The sequence below is a fragment of the Cryobacterium sp. TMT3-29-2 genome, assembly GCF_004564305.1.
Lineage (GTDB): Bacteria > Actinomycetota > Actinomycetes > Actinomycetales > Microbacteriaceae > Cryobacterium > Cryobacterium sinapicolor.
In genome coordinates, this window is sequence record NZ_SOGK01000031.1 from 21,692 (window position 1) to 43,888 (window position 22,197).

The 22,197-nt window shown below is 68.5% G+C and carries 18 protein-coding genes; 1 reads left to right on the plus strand and 17 read right to left on the minus strand.

All coding sequences use genetic code 11. The annotated features are described in order from the left end of the window. Window positions 1–86 precede the first annotated feature (86 nt). From narI to E3O67_RS04335, 9 genes are all read right to left on the minus strand, one after another. The gene (narI, locus tag E3O67_RS04295) at window positions 87–860 is read right to left on the minus strand and encodes a respiratory nitrate reductase subunit gamma (RefSeq protein WP_134427279.1); all 774 of its coding nucleotides are present in this window, start codon (window positions 858–860) and stop codon (window positions 87–89) included. Beyond that, a complete protein-coding gene (gene narJ / locus E3O67_RS04300) occupies window positions 857–1,549 on the minus strand; it encodes a nitrate reductase molybdenum cofactor assembly chaperone (RefSeq protein ID WP_134427277.1) in 693 nt (230 codons plus the stop codon). The genes narI and narJ overlap by 4 nt, the downstream gene beginning before the upstream one ends. Beyond that, window positions 1,546–3,225 (minus strand): nitrate reductase subunit beta, encoded by a 1,680-nt coding sequence (gene narH / locus E3O67_RS04305; protein ID WP_134427275.1) that lies wholly within the window; start codon window positions 3,223–3,225, stop codon window positions 1,546–1,548. The genes narJ and narH overlap by 4 nt, the downstream gene beginning before the upstream one ends. After that, window positions 3,226–7,011 (minus strand): nitrate reductase subunit alpha, encoded by a 3,786-nt coding sequence (locus E3O67_RS04310; protein WP_135102005.1) that lies wholly within the window; start codon window positions 7,009–7,011, stop codon window positions 3,226–3,228. A 79-nt stretch (window positions 7,012–7,090) separates the two neighbouring features. Next, window positions 7,091–7,822 carry a metalloregulator ArsR/SmtB family transcription factor gene (locus E3O67_RS04315; RefSeq protein WP_135102007.1) on the minus strand — a complete coding sequence of 244 codons (732 nt, stop codon included), beginning with the start codon at window positions 7,820–7,822 and terminating at the stop codon, window positions 7,091–7,093. After that, complete coding sequence (locus E3O67_RS04320) at window positions 7,819–9,738, minus strand: cation-translocating P-type ATPase (RefSeq protein ID WP_135102009.1); 1,920 nt, start codon at window positions 9,736–9,738, stop codon at window positions 7,819–7,821. Before E3O67_RS04320 ends, E3O67_RS04315 begins: the two co-directional genes overlap by 4 nt. A 22-nt stretch (window positions 9,739–9,760) precedes the next feature. Continuing rightward, window positions 9,761–10,018: a heavy-metal-associated domain-containing protein gene (locus E3O67_RS04325; RefSeq protein WP_135102011.1), complete on the minus strand. Its 258-nt coding sequence runs from the start codon at window positions 10,016–10,018 to the stop codon at window positions 9,761–9,763. A 45-nt stretch (window positions 10,019–10,063) separates the two neighbouring features. Beyond that, complete coding sequence (locus E3O67_RS04330) at window positions 10,064–10,810, minus strand: Crp/Fnr family transcriptional regulator (RefSeq protein ID WP_241981978.1); 747 nt, start codon at window positions 10,808–10,810, stop codon at window positions 10,064–10,066. Next, the gene (locus E3O67_RS04335) at window positions 10,807–11,541 is read right to left on the minus strand and encodes a metalloregulator ArsR/SmtB family transcription factor (RefSeq protein WP_167726475.1); all 735 of its coding nucleotides are present in this window, start codon (window positions 11,539–11,541) and stop codon (window positions 10,807–10,809) included. The genes E3O67_RS04330 and E3O67_RS04335 overlap by 4 nt, the downstream gene beginning before the upstream one ends. Before the next feature lie 74 nt (window positions 11,542–11,615). Between E3O67_RS04335 and E3O67_RS04340 the strand changes: the two genes are divergently transcribed. Then, complete coding sequence (locus E3O67_RS04340) at window positions 11,616–12,794, plus strand: TIGR04053 family radical SAM/SPASM domain-containing protein (RefSeq protein ID WP_134427263.1); 1,179 nt, start codon at window positions 11,616–11,618, stop codon at window positions 12,792–12,794. A gap of 72 nt (window positions 12,795–12,866) precedes the next feature. Here E3O67_RS04340 and E3O67_RS04345 read toward each other — a convergent pair whose 3' ends face one another. From E3O67_RS04345 to E3O67_RS04380, 8 genes are all read right to left on the minus strand, one after another. Further along, window positions 12,867–13,115, minus strand: a complete 249-nt coding sequence (locus E3O67_RS04345; RefSeq protein ID WP_134427261.1) for a hypothetical protein — start codon at window positions 13,113–13,115, stop codon at window positions 12,867–12,869. Beyond that, window positions 13,115–13,960 carry a slipin family protein gene (locus E3O67_RS04350; protein ID WP_134427318.1) on the minus strand — a complete coding sequence of 282 codons (846 nt, stop codon included), beginning with the start codon at window positions 13,958–13,960 and terminating at the stop codon, window positions 13,115–13,117. Before E3O67_RS04350 ends, E3O67_RS04345 begins: the two co-directional genes overlap by 1 nt. Further along, on the minus strand, window positions 13,960–14,793 hold the full coding sequence (locus E3O67_RS04355) for a hypothetical protein (protein WP_206750559.1): 834 nt from the start codon (window positions 14,791–14,793) through the stop codon (window positions 13,960–13,962). Before E3O67_RS04355 ends, E3O67_RS04350 begins: the two co-directional genes overlap by 1 nt. Then, window positions 14,790–17,171, minus strand: coding sequence for a nitric-oxide reductase large subunit (locus E3O67_RS04360; RefSeq protein WP_134427260.1), 2,382 nt, complete (start codon window positions 17,169–17,171; stop codon window positions 14,790–14,792). The genes E3O67_RS04355 and E3O67_RS04360 overlap by 4 nt, the downstream gene beginning before the upstream one ends. Window positions 17,172–17,512: 341 nt before the next feature. Beyond that, window positions 17,513–20,173, minus strand: coding sequence for a multicopper oxidase domain-containing protein (locus tag E3O67_RS04365; protein ID WP_134427258.1), 2,661 nt, complete (start codon window positions 20,171–20,173; stop codon window positions 17,513–17,515). Beyond that, window positions 20,170–21,291: a hypothetical protein gene (locus tag E3O67_RS04370; RefSeq protein ID WP_134427257.1), complete on the minus strand. Its 1,122-nt coding sequence runs from the start codon at window positions 21,289–21,291 to the stop codon at window positions 20,170–20,172. The genes E3O67_RS04365 and E3O67_RS04370 overlap by 4 nt, the downstream gene beginning before the upstream one ends. A gap of 23 nt (window positions 21,292–21,314) precedes the next feature. Then, the gene (locus E3O67_RS04375; protein ID WP_134427255.1) at window positions 21,315–21,605 is read right to left on the minus strand and encodes a DUF2249 domain-containing protein; all 291 of its coding nucleotides are present in this window, start codon (window positions 21,603–21,605) and stop codon (window positions 21,315–21,317) included. Between the two features lie 100 nt (window positions 21,606–21,705). Continuing rightward, window positions 21,706–22,158 carry a molybdenum cofactor biosynthesis protein MoaE gene (locus tag E3O67_RS04380; protein ID WP_241979119.1) on the minus strand — a complete coding sequence of 151 codons (453 nt, stop codon included), beginning with the start codon at window positions 22,156–22,158 and terminating at the stop codon, window positions 21,706–21,708. Between the last annotated feature and the right edge of the window lie 39 nt (window positions 22,159–22,197).

Genomic DNA, 22,197 nt, shown 5'->3' on the forward strand with positions numbered 1-22,197 from the left:
CTTTCTACTGCGGGTCGTTCGAGGAGGGCGAACGTCTCCACGATGACCCGGCCGGCCGCCGGAGTCAACGTCTCCGGGCCGGGCGCCTAGCGGCGGCTGCCCTCCCTGTCGCGGGTGTCGCGGGGGAGTTCGCTTTTCTCCCAGCCGCGCCGGGCCTTCACAGCACCCGCTCCGCGGTGCCCGTCCCGCGAGCGGTAGACGATATAGGGCCGCACGAAGTAGCCGAGCGGCGCCGAGAAGACGTGCACCAGTCGGGTGAAGGGCCACAGCAGGAACAGCATTGTCGCGGTGAGCACGTGCAGTTGGAAGAAGAACGGCACGTCGCTCATCAGCGCCGGGTCCGGCTGGAAGCCGTAGAGGCTGCGGATCCACGGCGAGATCGACCCGCGGTAGTCGTAACCGGCCCCGAGCACCTGGTACAGCACGGTCGCGATCGTGCCGAACGCGATCGTGCCGGCGAGGAACAGGTACATGACCTTGTCCATCACGGTGGTGACCAGCTTGACCCGGGCGACCAGGCGGCGACGGACCAGCAGGATGACCAGACCGGCGATGGTCAGCACCGCGGCGACGCTGCCCAGCCAGGTGGCCCCGAGGTGGTAGATGTGCTCGGTGACGCCGAAGAACTCGAGCCACGGCTTGGGGATGAAGAGTCCGACGATGTGCCCGCCGAAGACCATCAGGATGCCGTAGTGGAACATCGGCGAACCCCAGCGCAGCCACTTGTTCTCGTAGGTCTGGCTCGACCGCGAGGTCCAGCCGAACTGGTCGAACCGGTAGCGCAGCAGGTGGCCGACGATGAAGACCACGGCGGCGGCGTAGGGGAACGCCACCCAGAGCAGAATGTCGAGCGGATTCATACCCGTACTTCCTCGCTGTTCGCGCCGGACGGCGAGAACGGTTTGAGATTGCCGAGGAAGGTCATGCCGACCGTCTCGGTCGGCGGACCCTCGTTCACCAGGTTGAGGTAGCGCTGACGCGTTTCCTCGTCGATCTTCGGCAGAGACAGGGAGACCGCCTCCACGACGTGCGAGTAGGGGCTCGGCACGGCCTCGAGCGCCGTGCGGAGCACCTCGATCCCGTCGCGGTGCGCGGCCAGCAGCTCCTGCGCGATCGGCGAGTCGCTGAGCGCCGAGAATTCGAGCACCATCGGCAGGTAGTCGGGCAGTTCATCGGCCGCGACCTCCCAGCCGGCGGCCCGGTAGGCCTCCACGAAGCGCACCAGCGCCATGCCGCGGCGGCGGGTGTCCCCCGCCGCGTAGTAGCTCAGGTACGGGCAGCACTTGCGCTTGAGGTCGAACGTCGCCGTGAAGTGGATCTCCAGCTCCTGCTGCGTCATCGCATCCGCTTCGCCCAGGAACGCCTCGAAGGCGCGGCGGAGCGGATCCGGCAGCAACGCCACCGAGGCGGCGACGGCCCCGAACCGGGCCCGTCGCTCCTCGTTGGGGTAGTCCAGCAGGATGGATGCCGCCATATGGGCCATCCGCGCGTCGTCCGCGGACAGAGGCACCGCCGTCACCTTGCGGTTCGGGAGCTTGGGGAGCTTCATGCGGGGCTACCGGTCGCGCCATCGGCCGTTCTGGGCGGGAACAGGCCCTCCGGCACACCTCCGCCGGTCCAGTTGAGCAGGTTGACCCGCCCCGGCGTGGTGGGCTTCGTGCGTTCCCCGCCCTTGCCGACCAGCTGGTTGTAGTTGTCGACGGTCGCGTTCAGCGGCATCCCGGGCGTCTTGCCGTAGGGGCCGGCCGCCGTGGCGGCGGTGGGGCCCCCCATGCCGGGGCCGCCGTCGGTGTCGAGCGAGCAGGCGAGTTCCTCCAGCTCACGCGCCGTTTCGACGTGGGCCTTGGGGATGACGTAACGGTCCTCATACTTGGCGATGGCCAGCAGGCGGTACATGGCCTCGATCTCGGTGCCGGTCATGCCGACCGCCTCCGGGATCGACTCGTCGCGCTCTCGGCCCAGGTTGATGTCGCGCATGTACGACCGCATGGCGGCGAGCTTCCGCAGCGAGGACTCGACGGGAACGACGTCCCCGGCCGAGAACAGTCCGGCGAGGTATTCCACCGGGATGCGGAGCTTGTCGATGGCGGCGAACAGGGTGCGGGCATCCTCACCGTCGTTGTTGGTGGTCGAGATGACGTCGACCACCGGGGACAGCGGGGGGATGTACCAGACCATGGGCATGGTGCGGTATTCCGGGTGCAGCGGCAGGGCCACCTTGTATTCGGAGATGAGCTTGTAGATCGGGCTGTTCTGGGCCGCGAGGATCCAGTCGTCCTCCATGCCCTCGGCCTTCGCCGCGGCGATGACCTCAGGGTCGAACGGGTCGAGGAAGCAGGCACGCTGGGCGTCCAGGAGGTCATGCTCGTTCTCGACCGAGGCCTGTGCGAGGACCGCGTCGGCGTCGTAGAGCATCAGGCCGAGGTAGCGCAACCGGCCGACGCAGGTCTCCGAGCAGATGGTGGGCTTGCCCTGCTCGATCAACGGGTAGCAGAGAGTGCACTTCTCGGCCTTACCCGTCTTGTGGTTGAAGTAGACCTTCTTGTAGGGGCAGGCGGAGACGCACATGCGCCAGCCGCGGCATCCGTCTTCGTCGACGAGGACGATGCCGTCCTCCTCGCGCTTGTACATGGCGCCCGAGGGGCAGGCCGCGACGCAGGCAGGGTTCAGGCAGTGCTCGCAGATGCGCGGCAGGTAGAACATGAAGGTGTTCTCGAATTCCATCTTCACGTGCTCGCTCATGGTGGCGAGAATGGGGTCGTCGGCCGCGGTCTCCTGCGAGCCGCCGAGGTCGTCGTCCCAGTTGCCGGACCACTTGATGTCCATGTTCTGGCCGGTGAGCAGCGACTTGGGCCGCGCCACGGGGCTTTCCGTGCTCAGTGGAGCCTTGGTCAGCATGTCGTAGTCGTAGGTCCACGGCTCGTAGTAGTCGTCGATCACGGGGAGGTCGGGGTTGTTGAAGATGGTGGCGAGGCGCTTGATCCGGCCGCCGGAGCGCAGTTTCAGGCGTCCGCGCTTGTTGCGCTGCCAGCCGCCCTTCCACTTGTCCTGGTCTTCGTAGCGGCGCGGGTAGCCGACGCCGGGCTTGGTCTCAACGTTGTTGAACCAGACGTATTCGACGCCGGTGCGGTTGGTCCACACCTGCTTGCAGGTGACCGAACAGGTGTGGCACCCGATGCACTTGTCGAGATTCATGATCATCGACATCTGAGCCATAACGCGCATTTAGTACTCAACCTCCTGGCTGCGTCGACGGATCACGGTGACCTCGTCGCGTTGGTTCCCGGTCGGGCCGAGGTAATTGAAAGCGAAGGACAGCTGGGCATAGCCACCGATCAGGTGACTCGGCTTCAGCAGGATCCGGGTGAGCGAGTTGTTCGTACCGCCGCGCATGCCGCTGGTCTCGGCGATCGGCACGTTGATGGTGCGGTCCTTCGCGTGGTACATGTACACGGTGCCCTCGGGCATCCGGTGCGAGACGACCGCACGGGCCACGACGACGCCGTTGCGGTTGTAGGACTCGATCCACTCGTTGTCGCGCACGCCGATCTTGTCGGCGTCGAGCGGTGACATCCAGATGGTGGGTCCGCCGCGGGACAGCGACAGCATCATCAGGTTGTCCTGGTACTCGGAGTGGATCGACCACTTCGAGTGCGGGGTGAGGTAGCGCACGGCCACCTCGGCCCGGCCCTTCGAGCCGGCCGCGCCCGTGGACGACGTCGACCCGACGATGGAGTCGTCGAAGAGGCGGTGCATGTCCAGCGGCGGCCGGAAGATCGGCAGGGTCTCCCCCAGTTCGATCATCCAGTCGTGGTCGAGGTAGAAGTGCTGCCGCCCGGTGAGAGTGTGCCAGGGCTTGAGGTGCTCCACGTTGATCGTGAACGCGCTGTAGCGTCGGCCGCCGTGCTCGCTGCCGGACCACTCCGGGGAGGTGAGCACCGGCACCGGGGCACCCTGCACATCCGGGTAGGAGAAGCGTCGGCCCTCGTTGTCGCTGGCCAGGTGCGCCAGCTTCTGACCGGTGCGCTCCTCCATGCGGCGGAAGCCCTGCGTGCCGAGCCGACCGTTGGTGGTGCCGGACAGAGCCAGCACCATTTCACAGGCCTGGATGGCGGTCTTCAGCTGGGGCCGGCCGGCCGCGGGGCCGCTCGTGACGAGACCGTTCTTCTTGGCCAGGTAGGCCACCTCGACGTCGGGGTTGAACTTGACGCCCTTGGTCATCATGCCGAGCTTCTCGGTCAGCGGCCCGAGGGCGCCGAGGCGGGCGGCGAAGGCCGGGTAGTCGCGTTCGACGACGACCAGTTTGGGCATGGTCACGCCGGGCACCAGAACCTGGTCGTACTCGACGATGCCATGCGGGGCGCTCATCGCATCCGGGGTGTCGTGCAGCAGCGGAACCGCGACGAGGTCCTTGCGCACCCCGAGGTGCTCCACGCTCATCTCCGAGATCTTCTCGGCGAGGATGTGGAAGATGTCGAAGTCGGTCTTCGCCTGCCACGGCGGGGCGATCGCCGGGTTGAACGAGTGGATGAACGGGTGCATGTCGGTGGTCGACAGGTCGTTCTTCTCGTACCAGGTGGCCGGGGGCAGCACCACGTCGCTGAAGATGGTCGTGCTCGTCATGCGGAAGTCGCTGGTGACCATCAGGTCGAGCTTGCCCTCGGGCGCGGTCTCGTGCCACTTCATGGTCTTCGGGCGCTTCTCGGGCGGCGATTCGGGGGCGCGCACGGCGTTCTTGGTGCCGAGCAGGTGCTTGAGGAAATACTCGTTTCCCTTGCCGGAGGAGCCGATCACATTGGCCCGCCAGACGTCGAGGATGCGCGGGAAGTTCTCCGGTGCGTCCGGGTCCTCGATCGCGTACTCGAGGGTGCCGTCGCCGAGTGACTCGACGACGTACTGGGCCGGGTCGACGCCCGCGGCGACCGCGTCGTCGACGAGGTCGAGCGAGTTGCGGTTGAAGGTGGGGTAACCGGGCATCCAGCCGCGCTTGGTCGACTCGACCAGGCAGTCGGCGGTGGTGCGGTCCTTGAAGGTGCCGGTGCCGAGCGGGCTGGAGAGGGTGTCGGCGGAGAGGCCGTCGTAGCGCCACTGGTCGGTGGCGAGGTAGAAGAAGCCGGTGCCGATCATCTGGCGGGGCGGGCGCACCCAGTCCAGGCCGAACGCGTACTGGCCGTAGCCGGTGAGCGGGCGCACCTTCTCCTGGCCGACGTAGTGAGCCCAGCCGCCGCCGTTAACGCCCTGGCAGCCGGTCATGGTGGTCAGCGCGAGGAAAGCGCGGTAGATGGTGTCGGAGTGGAACCAGTGGTTGGTTCCGGCGCCCATCAGAATCATCGATCGGCCGTTGGAGTCTTCGGCGTTCTGCGCGAACTCGCGGCCGATACGCTCGGCGGCCTGCATCGGCACCGAGGTGATGCCCTCCTGCCAGGCCGGGGTGCCGGGCGAGGTGGCGTCGTCGTAGCCGGTGGGCCAGACGCCGGGCAGTCCGGGGCGGCCGACGCCGTACTGCGCGAGCAGCAGGTCGAACACGGTGGTGACCAGTTGGCCGGCGACCATCCGCACAGGCACGCCGCGACGGATGACGCCCGCGCCTCCCGCGTGCTGCTCGCCGATCTCATCGGTCTCCGGGGCGACGTCGAACCGGGGCATGTCGATGGCGACGGACGCCTGGTCGTAGTCGGGCGCGTCCGCGATGGACAGGAGCGGGTCGACACCCTCGAGGTCGAGGTTCCACTTGCCGACATCCGTCTCGGAGAAACGGTGCCCGATCGAACCGTTGGGCACGACGACCTGGCCGTTCTGGTCGAGGAGCACCGGCTTGAACGCGGCGCTGGCGACCGTCGGGTCGAGGCCGGGCAGGGCATCCGCGGTCACAAACTTGCCGGGCACGTACGCGTCGCCGCGCTTGGTGAGGCTAATCAGGTAGGCGGAGTCGCTGTAACGCTTCATGTAGTCGACGAAGCGGGGCGTGCGACGGTCGACCAGGAATTCCTTGAGCACGACGTGGCCCATGGCCAGCGCCAGCGCGCCGTCGGTGCCGGGGTGCACGGCCAGCCACTCGTCGGCGAACTTGGAATTGTCGGCGTAGTCGGGCGAGACGGTGATGACCTTCTGGCCCTTGTAGCGGGCCTCGACCATGAAGTGCGCGTCGGGCGTGCGGGTGACCGGCACGTTGGAGCCCCACATGATCAGGTAGGACGAGTTCCACCAGTCGGCCGATTCCGGCACGTCGGTCTGGTCGCCGAACACCTGCGGGGACGCGACGGGAAGGTCGGCGTACCAGTCGTAGAACGAGAGCATGGTGCCGCCGAGCATGGAGATGAACCGGTTTCCCACCCCCTGCGAGACGATCGACATGGCGGGGATCGGCGAGAAGCCGGCGATGCGGTCGGGGCCGTACTTCTTGATGGTGTGCACGTGGGCGGCGGCGACGATCTCGGACGCCTCGTCCCAGCTGGTGCGGACCAGGCCGCCCTTGCCGCGGGCGCTCTTGTAGGCGCGGGCGCTCTCGGGGTCACCGGTGACCTCGGCCCAGGCGAGCACCGGGTCGCCGGTGCGGGCCTTCGCCGCGCGGAAGAGGTCGAGCAGCACACCGCGCACATAGGGGTACTTGACCCGGGTCGGCGAGTAGGTGTACCAGCTGAAGGCGGCGCCGCGGGGGCAGCCGCGGGGCTCGTATTCGGGTGAGTCCGGGCCGACGGAGGGGTAGTCGGTCTGCTGGGTCTCCCAGGTGATGATGCCGTCCTTGACGTACACCTTCCAGGAGCAGGAGCCGGTGCAATTCACGCCGTGGGTGGACCGGACCTCCTTGTCATGGGTCCAGCGGTCGCGGTAGAACGAGTCGGCGTCGCGGCCGCCCTCGAGGAACACTGACCGCAGGTCGGGGGACGCCTTGCCTCGGCGCAGGAAGCGCCCGAGCTTCAGGATCGTGTCGTCGATCGGGCCGTCGAGGCCGGGCTTGCCCGGCTGGGTCTTGGCCGGCTTGACGAAGGCCGAATTCTTGAGTGATTTCACAACGTACCCCTTGCACTGCCCGGGGTCGCCATGGACGGCAACCACCCTCGGAGTCCAGTCTCAGGGGTGGTGAAATTCGCTACAAGCCGGAAACACCGTGACAAATGATTGCCGGCTTGGACTGTTCTTCGACGGCGGGTTCGGCGGTCCGTCCGAGCGTGGGTTCGGCGTCGGTGCCAGGTTTTGCGTCGGACCGGTGCAGGTCGAGGGTGCAGGTGTCGGGTGCGACCAGCGGATGCAACGCGTCGGCGCTCAGGGGACCCTCTGTCACCTCGAGCAGGGTTTTCAGCAGTCCGAAGTGCACCCGGCAGACCTCGGGGTGCGCCTTGACCATCTCGCTGTACGGGCACTCGTGCAGGTGCACCCGGTTGCCGTCGGTGCCGTCGATCTCGAGCCGCGCGTCGAAGCCGGACTGGTCGAGGTGGTCGTCGAGGGCGTCCAGTTGCCGTTGCAGCGGCGAGTGGATCACGGCCTCGACCCGCAGCATCCGCCGCACCTGATCACCGTTGCGCTCCGCGGCCTCCACCTTCGCCGCCCGGATGGAACCGTCGGCGCGGTCCGGACCGGCGGCGGTGGCGCTGTACAGCATCCGGGGCCGACCCTTGGAGTCCTTGCTCTCCGGCTGGCAGGTGACGAAACCGTCACCGATCAGGCGCTGCAGGTGCTCGCGGGCCGTGTTGTGGTGCAGGCCGGTGGCCTCGGCCAGGTCGCCCACCGTCATCGTTCCGCGCTGCTGCAGGAAGAAAAGCAGCTGGATCCTGCTGAAGGACGCGAGGGTGCGGTAGCTCGAGGAGGGGGTGGACGGCGTCACCTGTTCATCATCTCTGTATTCTCCGATTTCTCAGATTCTTCGACAGACTTCACATGCGATTCGGACGAAGCACGGCGCAGCAGGCGCATCGCATTCACGATCACGATCAGCACGGATGCCTCGTGCACGAGCATGCCGACGGCCATCGTCACGCCGCCGAACAGCACCCCGGCCAGCAGCAGGGCCACCGTGACCAGGGCGAGGGCCACGTTCTGGTGCATGACGCGCACGGTGCGGCGAGCGAGGTCGATGGCGGCGGGGAGCATCAGCAGGTTGTCGCCCATCAGGGCGATGTCGGCGGTCTCGACCGCGACGGCGGAACCGGCAGCGCCCATCGCGATGCCGATATCCGCCGTGGCCAGGGCCGGAGCGTCGTTGACGCCGTCTCCCACCATCGCCACCACGTGGCCGTCCCGCCGGAGCCCGGCGACGACGTCGAGCTTGTCTTCGGGCAGCAAGGACGACCACACCTCGTCGATCCCGACCTCGGCGCCCACGGCCTGCGCCACGAGCGGGCCGTCGCCGGTGAGCATGACGACCCGGGCGACGCCGGCCGCGTGCAGTGCGGCCACCATGTCGGGGGCGTCGGCACGCACCTCGTCGGCAACGGCCAGGACCCCGGCGATGACGCCGTCGAGCACGACGATCAGCGGGGTGCGCCCGCGCGCAGCGAGTTCGTCGGCCACCGTCGTGGCGGCATCCGTGCCCGCGATCGTGTGCGTTCGGAGCAGGGCCGGGTTGCCGATCAGCACGCTGCGGCCGGCCACACTGGCGACGATGCCGTGTCCGGGCACCGAGGTGATGTGCTCGGGCAGGGTGACCGGCCCCGAGGATCCCTCCCTCGCGGCCGCCTGCACGATCGCTCCGGCCAGCGGATGCTCGGAGCCGGCCTCCGCCCTCGCTGCCCAGTCGAGCACCTCGGAACGGGTCAGGTCGGGGTTCAACACCACGACATCCGTCACAGCCGGCCGGCCTCGGGTGAGGGTGCCGGTCTTGTCGACGGCGACGACCGTGATCCTCGCGGATGTCTCGAGGAACTCGCCGCCCTTGATCAGGATTCCCAGCTGCGCGGCGCGGCCGATCCCGGCGACGATCGCGACCGGGATGGAGATGACCAGGGCGCCGGGGCAGCCGATCACGAGCAGGGTCAGCGCCAGGAACACGTCGCCAGTCACCAGCCCGACCACGATGAAGAGCACCAGGATGCCGGGGGTGTACCAGGCCGAGAACCGGTCCATGAAGACCTGGGTCGGGGCGGTGGCCTCCTGGGCCTCCTCGACCCGGTGCACGATGTGGGCCAGGGTGGTGGCCGCGCCGACCTCGGTGGCCAGCACCTGCAGGAAGCCGCCGGTCGAGATCGTGCCGGCGAAGACGCGGTCGCCGGCGCCCTTCTCGGCCGGGCGGGACTCCCCCGTGATGGAGGCCTCGTCGAGCGTGCCGGTGCCCTGCTGCACAGTGCCGTCGACGGGCACCCGCGCGCCGTTCTTGACCAGAACGGTCTCCCCGGTCTGCACGGACCCGGCCGGGACCTCGAGCTGCTCATTGTTCCGCAGTACGAGGGCGACGTCCGGGGCGAGGGCCACGAGCGCGGTCAGGGCGGAGCGGGTGCGGTTGAGGGTGGCCGTTTCGAGAGCGTGCCCGATCGCGAACAGGAAGGTCACGGCGGCGGCCTCCCAGTATTCGCCGAGCACGAGGGCTCCGACGGCGGCGACGGTGACGAGCAGGTCGATGCCGACGACCCGGCCACGCAGCGCCCGCCCGGCGGTTCTCGCGATCGGGAAGCCGGCGACCGCCGCGGCCGCCACCATCGCCGCGCTGGCGACGAGGGGCGGGTACGGCAGGAGGCCGAGCAGCCAGGATAGGGCGATCAAGCCGCCGGAGACGATGGGGATCAGGTAGCGGCGCACGATGGTCATGTCACTCCCCCCAATCCATCGGTCAGAACGCAGCCAGGCGGGCGGTGTAGCCGGCCTTGGCGACGGTGGCGATGAGGGCATCCGTGCTGACGACGGCCGGGTCGTGGTCGATCTCGATCCGCGCGGTGGCGAAGAACACGGTCACGGCGCTGACTCCGGCGAGGCGGCCGATCTGCTTCTCGATCTTGGCGACGCAGGACGGGCAGGAGAAGCCGTCGGCCCGCAGGATGGTGTGCACGGTGGACGGGGTGGAGGTCGGGGTTGCAGTGTGTGTTGTCATGACTACGACGTTACGAACCCGGGGCGGCGGCAACCATGACGGTCGTCACTTTGCCGCAACCAGTCCGGCACGGTCGATCACGGCGGTCCACCGCCGCCCGGAATCGATGAGACCGTGCCGGCGCAGGCCGCTCATGGCCCGGGACACCGACTCGGCGCTCGTGCCGGTCATGGCGGCCAGGTCGGCACGGGTCAGCGGCAACTGGATCAGGGTCGTTCCGGCGCCCTCCCCCGGCACGCCGAAGGTGTCGGCGAGTCGCAGCAGGGTCGCTGCCACCCGTGCGGTGACGGTGGCGGAGGCCTGCTCGGCCTCCATCGACCTGGCTCGGTGCAGGCGGTCGACGATGACGTCGAGCACGCGCAGCGCCACCGATGGGTGTGCCAGCAGCAGCTGCCGGAAGGCGCCGGATTCGAGGCGCAGGGCGCAGGTGGTGACCAGCGCCACGGCCGTTTCGGGGTACCGGCCCGCGTCCAGCGCGGTCAGGCTGCCCAGCAGGTCGCCCGGGCCGAGGAAGTCGAGGCTCGTGGACTGCCCGGACGCGGTCGAGCGGAACGCCTTCGCCTGGCCGGCCGCGAGCAGGTACACGTGCTCGGACGGCTCGCCCGCGGTGAACAGCGTGTCTCCGGGACCCCAGGAGAGCGACAGCATCCGGTCGGCCAGGTCGGCCAGCTCGCCGGCCGACAGGTCCTGGAAGATCGGGATCTGGCCGAGAATCGTGTTCCGCATGCCGGAGGAGCACGGATGCGGCTGCGCACAGGTGCTGCGGAGCGGCGTGCGCCGGGCCTCGCTCACGGCTTCATCGCCGGGAGGGCGAGGTGGGCGAGGCAGACGCCCGGGCGGGCGAACGGTTCGAGGGTGACGGTGACTCCCGGTGCCTGCAGGCGTTCGAGGGCGCCCTCCATCAGGCCGCGGTGCACCGCGCAGACGACGTCGCTGTGGTCCTTGGCCACATCGAGGAACGGGCAGCGGTGCAGTTCGATCACGACGTCGTCCGGCCCGGCGTCGTCCGGGCCGGCGGCGGCAGCGTCGACACCGGCAGCTCCGGCAGCTCCGGCAGCTCCGGCAGAACCGAGGCGCGGCTCGAAGCCGACCTCGTCGAGGATCTGCACGATGCGCCCGACCGATTCGCCGGGCCCGGACTCCGACGCGGTCAGCTGCCGGCCCCAGCGCCGACCGGCCTCCGCGGCCGCGTCCGAGGGAGCGTCCCTGCCCAACCCGCCGGCCAGGAGGCCGGCGAGAAGCCGGTAGGAGTCGTCGGGCACTTGGGCAACGGGGGCCGTGGCCAGAAAGAGCAGCCGGGGACGCCCGGGGCGCAGGCGAGCCTCGACGGTCCCGGTTGCCAGGCCGACCTCGACCAGGCGATCGAGGTGGGACCGGACCGTGTTGGTGTGCAGCCCCACCGCCTCGGCGATGGCGGGCACGTCCAGCGGCGCATCGGCCGCGCGCAGGATCTCGAGGATGGCCACCCGGCTGATGCCGGAGAGCACGCGGTGGGTGCGGGCGTCAAGCGGTGGGATAGGCACAGAATGAGTTTTCCCTATATGTATGGTAAAAACAAATGAGGGCCGAAATTCGGCGCTGAGCTAGGACTTCCCTCATGACTGATACCCACGTGCGCCCCATCCGGCTGCTGCACCACGACACCGCCGAACGGCCCTTCATCGTCATCTGGGAGGTGACGCGTGCCTGTCAGCTGGTGTGCACCCACTGCCGGGCGGACGCCATCCGCACCCGCAATCCGTTCGAGTTGAGCACGGACCAGGGTCGCAAGCTGCTGGACGACCTCGCCGCCTTCGGCACGCCGCGTCCCCTGGTCGTTCTCACCGGCGGCGACCCGTTCGAGCGCCCCGACCTGCCGGAGCTCGTCGCCCACGGCACCGGCCTCGGCCTGAGCATGGCCCTCTCCCCCTCGGTCACCCCGCGCCTCACCCGCGAAGTCCTGGTCGAGCTCCACGACGCCGGAGCCAAGGCCATCTCGCTCTCGTTGGACGGCGCCTCGGCGGCCACCCATGACGCCTTCCGCGGAGTCGACGGCGTCTTCGACGACACCATGATCGCCGCCAAGATGGTGCGCGAGGTCGGTTACCGGCTGCAGATCAACACGACCGTCACCCGCGACACCGTGCACGAGCTGCCCGGCATCCTGAAGACCGTCCTCGAGCTCGGCACCACCCTCTGGAGCGTCTTCTTCCTCGTGCCCACGGGCCGCGGCAAGCTTCTCAATGCCCTGACCGCAGACGAGGAGGAGGAGGTGCTGCACTGGCTGCACGACGTCTCCGACCTGGTCGCCATCAAGGCGACCGAGGCCGCCCACTACCGGCGCATCGCCATTCAGCGGGCCGACGTGGACGACAGCACGGACCTCGACACCGCGTTCCCGGTCGGACCCCTGCGGGCCTCACTGCGGGAGGCCACGGATGAGGTGCTCACGGGCGAGGAGCCGAGACGGCGGCGGCCGCGGGCACCCCTCGACGTCAATTCCGGGCGCGGGTTCGCCTTCGTCGACCATGTCGGTCTCGTGTACCCGAGCGGTTTCCTGCCCGTGTCCGTGGGGTCGGTGCACGAGCAGCCCTTCTCCGAGATCTACCGGGAGGCGCAGCTACTCCAGGAGCTGCGCACCCCGGACCTCTTCGGCGGCCGGTGTGGTCACTGCGAATTCCGCGCGGTCTGCGGCGGCTCCCGCTCGCACGCCTACGCGGTGACCGGAGACCCTCTGGCCGAGGATCCCAGCTGCGCCTACCAGCCCAGCAGCGACAGTGTGCTCGCGGTCCAGTAGCGCATCAGACGCAGAAGCGCCCGGCCGAGAATTCGGCCGGGCGCTTCTGCGTGCGGGAGGGACGTGGGTCGCTCAGTCCAGGTGGTGCTTGCCCTTGACCCAGCGCAGGGCGCCGAGGATCCCGACGGCCACTCCGAGCATCCCGACGATCATGCCCACAAAGAGCCAAACGAAGAGCGGCTCCAGGCCGCCGACCGTCTGGTCGACCCCGACCATCGTGCCGCCGAGGAACCCGAAGATGGGTGCGAAGATGCCGACGAAGCCTCCGATCAGCATCAGACGGATGCTGAGGGTGCGGTCGGTCGAGTCGGTGTCGGCCATCAGGCGGGAACCTCCGTTGTCGGTGATGCGACGGCCGCGACCGCGGTTGCGACGGCGGCGGCGAATGCCGCGGCGGTCTCCGCCGGGTCCGGCAGGGCCTTGTTGTTGAGGAACGGGCCGAGGATGTCCATCGGCAGCGGGAAGACCACGGTCGACTTCTGGTCGGCGCCCAGCTCGAGCAGGGTCTGCAGGTAGCGCAGCTGAAGCGACGCGGGATTGCGGCTCAGGATTTCCGCCGCCTGCCCCAGCTCCTCCGACGCCTGCAGTTCACCGTGGGCGTTGATGATCTTCGCCCGGCGATCCCGCTCGGCTTCGGCCTCACGGGCCATGGCGCGCTGCATCGCCTGCGGAATCTCGACATCCTTGATCTCGACGACCTTCACCTGCACACCCCAGGGTTCGGTCTGCGCGTTGATGTTGCGGGCGAGGTCCTCGTTCAGGTCCGCGCGATGCGCCAGCAGCGTGTCCAGATCGGACCGGCCGACGACCGAGCGCAGGGTCGTCTGGGCCATCTGCGAGGTGGCGATGGCGTGGTTCTCGACCGCCATCACCGACCGGACCGGGTCGGTGACTTGGAACAGGACGACGGCGTTGACCCGGGCCGGAACGTTGTCCTTGGTGATGACTTCCTGCGGCGGGATCGTCAGGGTCACGATCCGGAGGTCGACCCGCACCATCTTGTCCAGCCCGGGGAAGACCATCTGAACACCCGGCGCCCGCACCGCGCGCAGCCGGCCGAAACGAAACGCCACGCCCCGCTCGTACTCCTGGAGAACCTTGAAGGATGCCGCCAGCCAGACGAGCAGGAGCGCCACCACGATCAGGGCCGCGATCTGCCAGGCCATCACGAGTTGCCCCTCCGGCTCCAGCCCGCGGCGGGGCCGGCCCGGCCCGGGTCGGCCCGGCCCGGGTCGGCCTCCGTCTCCAGTTCAGCCCAACGGGCCGCGAATGAGGCGTTCACTGTGTTTCCTTCCATCGTTTCCGAATCGGCGCCGGTCTGCTCCGACGCCCTGACGCTCGCGTACGGTTCGATCCGAACCGGCCGCGGGCCCGTCTTTCTGATGCTGCCGTAGCCGCTGCGCCGTGCTGCCTCGAGGGCCGCCGTGGCCGCACGGGCCTCGACGTTCTCGTCGAGGCCCACGATCTTGAGATGCTCGGGGAAGCGAGCGGGGGTGCGGCGCAGGTGTGACCACAACGGCCAGCTGCCGGCCGCGATGAGCGCCGAGGCCGCACCGAGGATCACCAGTTCCACACCCGTGCGGTTCTGGAACATGGACGCGAGCGGCCAGATGAGCCCGAGCACCACGACGGAGCAGGCGATCCCGCGATGGAACCGCTCCGCCTCCGAACTGGGCCAGGGGTCGATGTTGCGTGCCAGCTGCCGACCGGCGTCCGAGGTGGTGCAGGTGTGCTTGACCGGGCAGGGGTTGCAGACCGTGGGGCTGGCCTGATACCGCGTCACCCGGTTGTCCGGATCGAAGGAGATCGGCCAGAGCCACTGATCCTCCTGGCACTTCCAGGCGTCGTGGTTTGCCTGGTACTCGAACCCGCTGGAACTCATGGCGGTGGTTTTCGCCCCGGTGCGCCGCGCCAGGAGGTCCAGCACGTGTGCCACGGCCAGCAGGAAGCCGCCGTAGACAAGCGCGAACCAGACCTCCGGGTTGATGGCTGCCATCACGCGCCGCCGCCCGGGCGGTCCCCACCGTCCTCTCCGATGCCGGTACCGGTGCCGGTGCCGGTGGAACGGTGGTCGGAGGAGTATCCGGATGTGGGCTCCGCGCCGCCGGTGAACGTCGCGCCGGTGGGGACAGCCTCGACGAACAGGGCCTCCATCGGCACGTCGTGCGTGGTGGCCTTGATGCGGTAGCGCACCCCGAGCCAGGTGATCCAGACGAACGGCATCACGCCTCCGACGATGAAGACGATGTCACCGGGCATCCTCAGCCATTCGAGAACGGCGTTGCCGGGCTCGTTGATGAAGTTCAGGCTGCGGGCTTCGAAGTACCCGTCGTTGATGGAGTGCCACAGCTGGATGACGCCGAGCGGCAGCAGCGTGGCGAACGTCATCCAGGCCAGGCCGATGTTCAGGCACCAGAACGAGATCTTCGCGAGCTTGTCCGGCCAGCGCTGGGCCGGGATCAGGTAGCGCAGGGCGAAGAGCGACAGACCGACGCCCATCATTCCGTACACGCCCATCATCGCCGCATGGGCGTGGTTGGCCGTCAGCGCGGTGCCGATCTCGTAGTAGGAGACGATCGGCAGGTTGATCAGGAACCCGAAGACGCCGGCACCGAGGAAGTTCCAGAATCCGACCGCGACGAGGAACATCACGGCCCAGCGGTGCGGGAACGGAGCCGAACTGCGCGACTCCTGCCGGGCACCGAGTTGGAGGAAGCTCCAGGCCTCGATCGTCAGGAAGGTCAACGGGATGACTTCCAGGGCGGAGAAGAAGGCACCCAGAGCCATGTGCTCGACCGGGGTCCCCGAGAAGTACAGGTGGTGCATGGTGCCCAGGATGCCACCGGCGGAATACAGGATGACGTCGAGCAGAATGATCTGCATCGCGATCTTGCGGTTCACGACTCCGAGCATGACGAAGATGTAGGCCACCATCACGGTCGTGAACAGTTCCAGGAAGTCCTCAACCCAGAGGTGAACCACCCAGAAGCGCCAGAACTCGGCGACGCTCAGGTGCACCTCGGTGCCGGCCAGCATGCCGACCGCGTAGAAGGCGGGGATCGCGAGGCCGGCGTAGAAGAAGAGCCACGGCAGGTTGAAGCGGTGCTCCGACTTCAGACGCGCACGGATGCCACGGTAGATGATCGCGATCCAGAGGAAGAGTCCGACGACGAGCATGCCCTGCCACACCTTGGGCAGGTCGATGTACTCCCACTGCATGTCCCAGAACGGCGAGCCCTTGGCGGCCTCGACGCCGAAGATGCTCAGGGCCTCTCCCACGAACGATCCGACGATGACCAGGGCGAGGGCCCCGAGCAGGCCGTAGGCCAGCCAGTGCTGACGCTTGGGTTCACGCCCGGAGATATACGGGGCGAGGAAGATTCCGGCGGCCAGGAACGAGGTGGCCGTCCACAGCAACGAGAGCTGCACGTGCCAGGTTCGGGCGAGGTTGAACGGGAGCAGCTGGGCCAGGTCGATGCCGAAGAAGCTGGACAGGTCCACCCGGTAGTGCTCGATGGCGGCACCCAGGAAGGCCTGGCCCAGAAACATCAAAGCCACCACGAAGAAGAACCAGGCCGTGGCGGACTGGGCCGGTGTCACGGCCACCTCCCCCGGCTGGCGGAAGGACAGGGCGGGCGTTTCTTCCCCGTGCTGCCACCCCATCCTCTTGCTCCAGCGGCCATAGAGGCCGAAGAGGGCGCCGAGGGCGACCATCAGGGCGATCAGCGACAGACCGCTCCACACGATGATGTCGGCGGTCGGCACGTTGTCCACGAGCGGCTCGGCCGGCCAGTTGTTCGTGTAGGAGTAGTTGTGTCCGGGCCGCTCGGCGGACGCCGCCCAGGACGTCCAGGCGAAGAAGGCGGTCAGGTCGTGAATGTCCGCCGAGTCCGTGATGGCATTCGGGATCAGGCCGTACTGCGTGGTCGGGGACCCGAAGAATTCGGCGTAGTGCTGCTTGAGGGTGCCGAAGGCCTGGATCTGCAGATCGGTGAATTCGAGGTCGCCGGTGGCCTTGTCGTAGCGGTTGGTCCGCATCATCTCAACGAGGGCACCCTGCGGGTCCTGAATTCCGGACGCGGTCAGGGCCTCGAGCACCTCGGTCGAGGATCGCCGCAGGTAGTCGGCCGTGTAGTCCGGTCCGAGGTAGCCGCCGTGGCCCAGGATCGAGCCGTACTGCTGCAGACCGCGCCGCACGAAGGTCTGCTGGCCCGCGGTGATGTCCTCCGTTGTGAAGACGACCTCACCCTGCGAGTCGACGACCTGCTTGGGCTGGGGCATCGAGTCCGTATAGGTCCGGAGGGCCAGGAAGCCCATCACGGCGAACCCGAAGACCATCACCATGGCTACGCCCTGCAGCCATCCTTTGGAAACCATCAACTCCGATCGCAGTTTTCCTGCGCCGGCTCTTATTCGGACCACGGTGGGCCCCTTTCCTCGTTGCGTGGTTCAAGGGCGCGGAAGCAGGTACTGCCGCCTGTCGCGTTTCCTCCCCCGGATAGGTCACGCGGGGTGGTTGAAAGCTACCACAGGATAAAAAGTATGAGTGACATTTCAATACATATTTGCGGATCCGCGCACGCTGCAAATCCAAATGGAACCCCTGGCCAGTCGTTTTATCTACAGGAGTGTGATGCCAGCACGACAGGTCACCTATCGATTTGACCTGAAACGCGACACGCCGCACACATCTATTTTTCGGGAAACTCAGACGAAGATCACGGACTGACCAGGACGACGCCGCGGGCGCCCTTCTCGGCGTCGGACATGACGTGGCTGACGAAGGGGTAGCTGCCGGCCTCGGGGAAAGTCATCTCGACGAAGCCACCCTGGGCCACGGCCAGGTCGAGCACCTGGGAGCCGCCCGTGCCGGTGCTGCCGCCGTCCCGCAGCAGGTAGTCGCCCTCCTTGAAGACGGTGTCGAACTGGCCGCCCACGACGTGGAAGGAGCTGCCCACGTTCGGGCCGGCGTCCAGCACCCAGATGCGCACCTTCTCGCCCACCTTCGCCGTCAGCGGGCGGGCGCCGTACTGGTTGGCGATGCCGTTGAAGACCACCAGGTCGGGGAACTGCGCCGTCACCTTGTCGGCGTCGGCCTCCCCGCCCTGTGGACCGAGGTAGAGCTCGGACTGCACCAGGACGTATTCTCGGTCGACCTGGGTCAATCCGGCCGGATCGATGATCACGGCGCCGAACATGCCGTTCGCGATATGCACCGACATGGGCATGGTGCTGCAGTGGTAGAGCCAGATCCCGGAGCGGGTCGCGGTGAAGCGATAGGTCAGACTCTCCCCGGGATTGATGCTGCGCATGGGTCGGTCGGGTGCCAGGGCGCCCGCGTGGAAGTCGATGGAGTGCTGGATCGAGCCGTCGTTGACGAACGTGATGTCGAAGACGTCGCCGACCGTGCCGTGCAGGGTCGGACCGGGGGCGGTGCCGTTGAACGTCCACAGGGTCTGGGTGACGCCGGGCGACACCTCGGTCTCCACGTTCTCGACCCGCATGGTCAGAGTATGCACGGTCGCCGCGTCCGCCGCCCCCAGCGCCGGGTCCCGGGCGACGAAGTCGGCGTCGGGCTCCCGCATCAGGTCGAGGTCGTCGGCCGCGCTGGGTGCGCCACCGGCGGACCCGGAGCCGTGGTCCATCGCCGTGGCCCCGTCGCCGGCCACCGGCTCCGCACCGACGGCCACGACCGTGAGCACCATGCCCAGGACCTTGTGGCCGGCAATGGAGCACCAGCCCTCGACGTCGGCCCCCACGATTCCGGCGTCGACCTGCCGGCTGGTGCCGGGGGCGACGGAACCGGAGACCACCCCGGTGGCGAGCACGAGGTTGTGCACCATATCGTCGTCGTTGGTCAGGTTGATCACCAAGGTGTCGCCGACGGGCACCTCGATGGTGTCCGGGCTGAAGCGGGTGTCTTTCATGACGACGTCGACCGTGGTCGTATGGCCGGTCGAGGCCGTCTCGACCGATGCCGCGCCGCGGGCGATGCCGGCGGCGGCCGGGTCCATGGCGATCCCCAGGGTCACGGCCAGGAGCAGGGCGCCGACGGCCGTGACGATCGGCCCGGTGCGGCGTGGCGGTGACGAGGCGACCGACGGTGACGAGGCGACCGACGGAGCCGAGGCGACCGACGGAGCGGGCCGGGCCGGCGGAACCGGCGGAGTGGTCGCATCCGTCGCCCCGCGCAGCCGGCGGTTCAGCCGCAGCGCCCGGGGCATCAGCACCAGGAAGGAGGCGAGCGTGCCGACGACGAGCAACGAGACGGTGACCTTGACCAGGCTGGGCACCGGCAGCAGGTAGAGCACCAGGCCGACGTTGACGACGATGACCCGGAACAGGGCGCCACGATCGAGCATGGCGGCCGTGGCCTTCGAGACCGAGGGTCCACCGCCGAGCACGACCGGCAGCAGGTAGCTGAGGGCTCCGAGCAGGATCTGCGCGGCGAAACCGACCGCGAACACAGGCACGAGTTGCCCGAGCCGGTCGGTCGCGGCTACCCAGCTCGGTGCGAACGTCACGATCAGGCCGAACCCGAGCACGCAGGCGAAGAACCAGGCGAGGGCGGCACCGAGGCTCCAACCGGCGAAGGTGAGGGCCGGGGACCGCCGGGCCAGGCGCACGGCCTCCACCAGCACCATTCCGAGACCCACCAGGTAGAGCAGAACACCCGCGGCGGCGACCAGACGCGCATCGATCAGCAGGCCGGTCCCGAGCACGGTGAGGCCGGCCAGGAACAGCGGCAGGGTTCCACGATTGGAGGCGCGCGTCGTCTGCACCCGGGCGTGCAGCACCGTCGGCCAGAGCAGGGCCACCGTGCTGATCACGGTCAGGCCGACCCAGCCGAGGAGGTTGAATCCGACATGGGCGATGTACATCCGCTCCGCGGGCCCACCGTCGATGTCGGTCCGCGCCATCAGCACGCCCAGGGTCACGCCGATGGCCAGCGCGATGCCGGCGGCCATGTAGTAGCGCACGAGCGGCGCGAACCGACCGGGCAGCGCTCCGCGCGACTGCCGGAACAGCAGCACGGCGTGGGCGAGGCCGTTCGCGCCGACCAGGATGCCGCCGGCCAGCACGAGAGGCCACCAGCCGCCGACGATACCGGTGATCACGAGCACCGCTCCGAGGGTGTGCACGCCGAGCCTCGCCCCGAGCGACACGCGGCCGCCGGGGGCAGGATGCCGCAGCAGGGTGTCGGCGAAGTGCTGGCTCCAGACCAGGATCGCGGTGCTCACGGCGCCCAGGAACAGGAGGTGCACCATGAGCCACGGCGCGACCGGGATGAAGCGGTGGATGAGCACGGCGATAAGGGTGAGGAGGAGCCACACCGGAGTCAGGAGCCCGGTGATGCGATGCCACAGTCGGCGGTTCATGGTGTGACTTTCAGTTGGGGGATTTGCCGGCTAGGCCGGGATGGGCGCTGCGACACGCCGCGCACCACCGAGAACACGGCCAGCAGCACGAACAGGAGCACGGCGACGATGTTGGCCACGCCGCCCCACTGCACGAGTGCGGGCAGGCCGCGCGCGTCACCGAGCAGGATGCGTACCAGCAGGGAGCCGTGCAACAGCAACACCGGCAGGTAGAGCACCGGTCGGTACGGCAGCGGCCGGCGCAGCACGGCCGGCAGGATGGTCGGGGCGTGCGCCATGATCATCGACATCACAAACCCGAGAAAGACGGCGTGCAGCACGGCGTCGTAGCCGGGGCCGGAGAAGCTCGGGCCGACGATGACCCAGCTGGCGGCGACCGAGAGCAGCCAGCCGTAGCCGGCCAGCAGGCACGCGGCCATATACCGGGGCAGACCGGCGCTGCGGATAAGCCGGGTCGCCACGTCGTGCCGGAACAGCCAGGCGACCAGCGTGAGCAGCCCGAGCCCGAGAACGGGGTAGCCCGCAGAAGGCCAGACGAGGGCGAGAACGGTGCCGAGGGTCAGGAACAGGCCGGCGGCCAGCATCCACATCTCGGCCCGGTGATCGACGGATGGCGAGATGCGCGCGAGCTCGAGCCGCTCACCGGCGATCGTGAGCACCAGGTAGAGCGTCATCGCCGGCACCAGCACGGGCACGGGCACGCCGCCGAGCCAGAGCACGGTGGCCGTGAGGCCGAGCAGGGCGCCGAGCGCCTGCACCGCGGCGGACGTCGATGGCTGCCGAAGCCAGATCGCCCGGTAGATGGCCAGCAGCACGGCGGATCCGGCCACGAAGGCGAGCTGGCCGACCACCACGGGAAGCGGCGACATGAGCGCCAGGCCGCCGAGGCCGAGCAGCCCCGGCGACAGGAAGGCCCAAGTCTTGCGCACGGCGACGGCCCGCTCCAGCACGACGACGGTGCCCACGAACCCGAAGACCATCAAAGGTCCGTGCACATCCGCCAGCCGCGCGGTCACCACCGGCGCCGAGAAGCCCAGCAGGAGCAGTGCTCCGTCGAGCCCGGCCAGCAGGGCGAGTCCACCGAGCAGCAGAAACGCGAGTCGCCCGTTGCCGTGCACGGTGGTGGTCGATTCCCGGGAGACTAGGCGGCGCGGGTGAAGCGGATGCGCCAGGCGTCCGGGCCACGCTCGACGTACGACACGGTGAACGCGCCGGGGCGCGCCTTCTCCAACTGCGCCAGCAGGGGCAGCGGGTCGTGCGGGGCGATCAGGTCGAGCGAGAAACCGAGCGCAATGGACTCCAGGGCGCCGAAGATGGCCGCGTGGCGGACCGCGTGCGGGATGGTGCGGCCGTCGAGCACGATGGTCTCGGCGTCGTCATGGTTGCAGTTGCAGGTGTGCGCGCTGCTCAGGGTGATGGGTTCGGCGGTCATGGGATGGATCCTCCTCGGTGACACGACCGAGTCGGCCGCTAATAAACAGGATACACGTCCGGTTTATTAAACCGGTACCGGCGCGGGACCGGCGCTGGGATCAGGTCAGGCCGACCCAGGCGGTGGATCCGTCGACCTCGTACTGCTTCTTCCAGATCGGCACCTCGAGCTTGACGGTCTCCACCAGGCGTTCGCACGCCTCGAAGGCCACCGCGCGGTGTGCGCTGGCCGCGGCCGCGACCAGGGCCAGGTCACCCACGTCGAGGTGGCCGATCCGATGACTGACCGCGAGGTTCACCTCCGGGAACTCCCGGGAGACTCGGGCGACGATCTCGGAGAGGATACGGCCGGCATCCGGATGCGCACTGTAATCGAGGCCGGTCACCGGCCCGGCGGCGTCAGGATCGTGGTCGCGCACCTGGCCGATGAAGGTCACCACGGCCCCGCAGGAGCCGGTGGAGACGGCGACGACGTGCGCGGCCAGGTCGAGCGGCGCCGTCGTCACCTGGTTGATGACGGTGTCGCGGTCGTTGGTCGTTCCTGCTGAATCCACACGTTCAGAGTACGCCCGGGCTCCGGGCCTGCTGACCGG

Bases quoted from the DNA above. Each gene is read 5' to 3' on its own strand.
- narI (WP_134427279.1), bottom strand. From the start codon at position 860: ATGAATCCGCTCGACATTCTGCTCTGGGTGGCGTTCCCCTACGCCGCC.
- narJ (WP_134427277.1), bottom strand. From the start codon at position 1,549: ATGAAGCTCCCCAAGCTCCCGAACCGCAAGGTGACGGCGGTGCCTCTG.
- narH (WP_134427275.1), bottom strand. From the start codon at position 3,225: ATGCGCGTTATGGCTCAGATGTCGATGATCATGAATCTCGACAAGTGC.
- E3O67_RS04320 (WP_135102009.1), bottom strand. From the start codon at position 9,738: ATGACCATCGTGCGCCGCTACCTGATCCCCATCGTCTCCGGCGGCTTG.
- E3O67_RS04325 (WP_135102011.1), bottom strand. From the start codon at position 10,018: ATGACAACACACACTGCAACCCCGACCTCCACCCCGTCCACCGTGCAC.
- E3O67_RS04340 (WP_134427263.1), top strand. From the start codon at position 11,616: ATGACTGATACCCACGTGCGCCCCATCCGGCTGCTGCACCACGACACC.
- E3O67_RS04345 (WP_134427261.1), bottom strand. From the start codon at position 13,115: ATGGCCGACACCGACTCGACCGACCGCACCCTCAGCATCCGTCTGATG.
- E3O67_RS04350 (WP_134427318.1), bottom strand. From the start codon at position 13,960: ATGGCCTGGCAGATCGCGGCCCTGATCGTGGTGGCGCTCCTGCTCGTC.
- E3O67_RS04360 (WP_134427260.1), bottom strand. From the start codon at position 17,171: ATGGTTTCCAAAGGATGGCTGCAGGGCGTAGCCATGGTGATGGTCTTC.
- E3O67_RS04365 (WP_134427258.1), bottom strand. From the start codon at position 20,173: ATGAACCGCCGACTGTGGCATCGCATCACCGGGCTCCTGACTCCGGTG.
- E3O67_RS04375 (WP_134427255.1), bottom strand. From the start codon at position 21,605: ATGACCGCCGAACCCATCACCCTGAGCAGCGCGCACACCTGCAACTGC.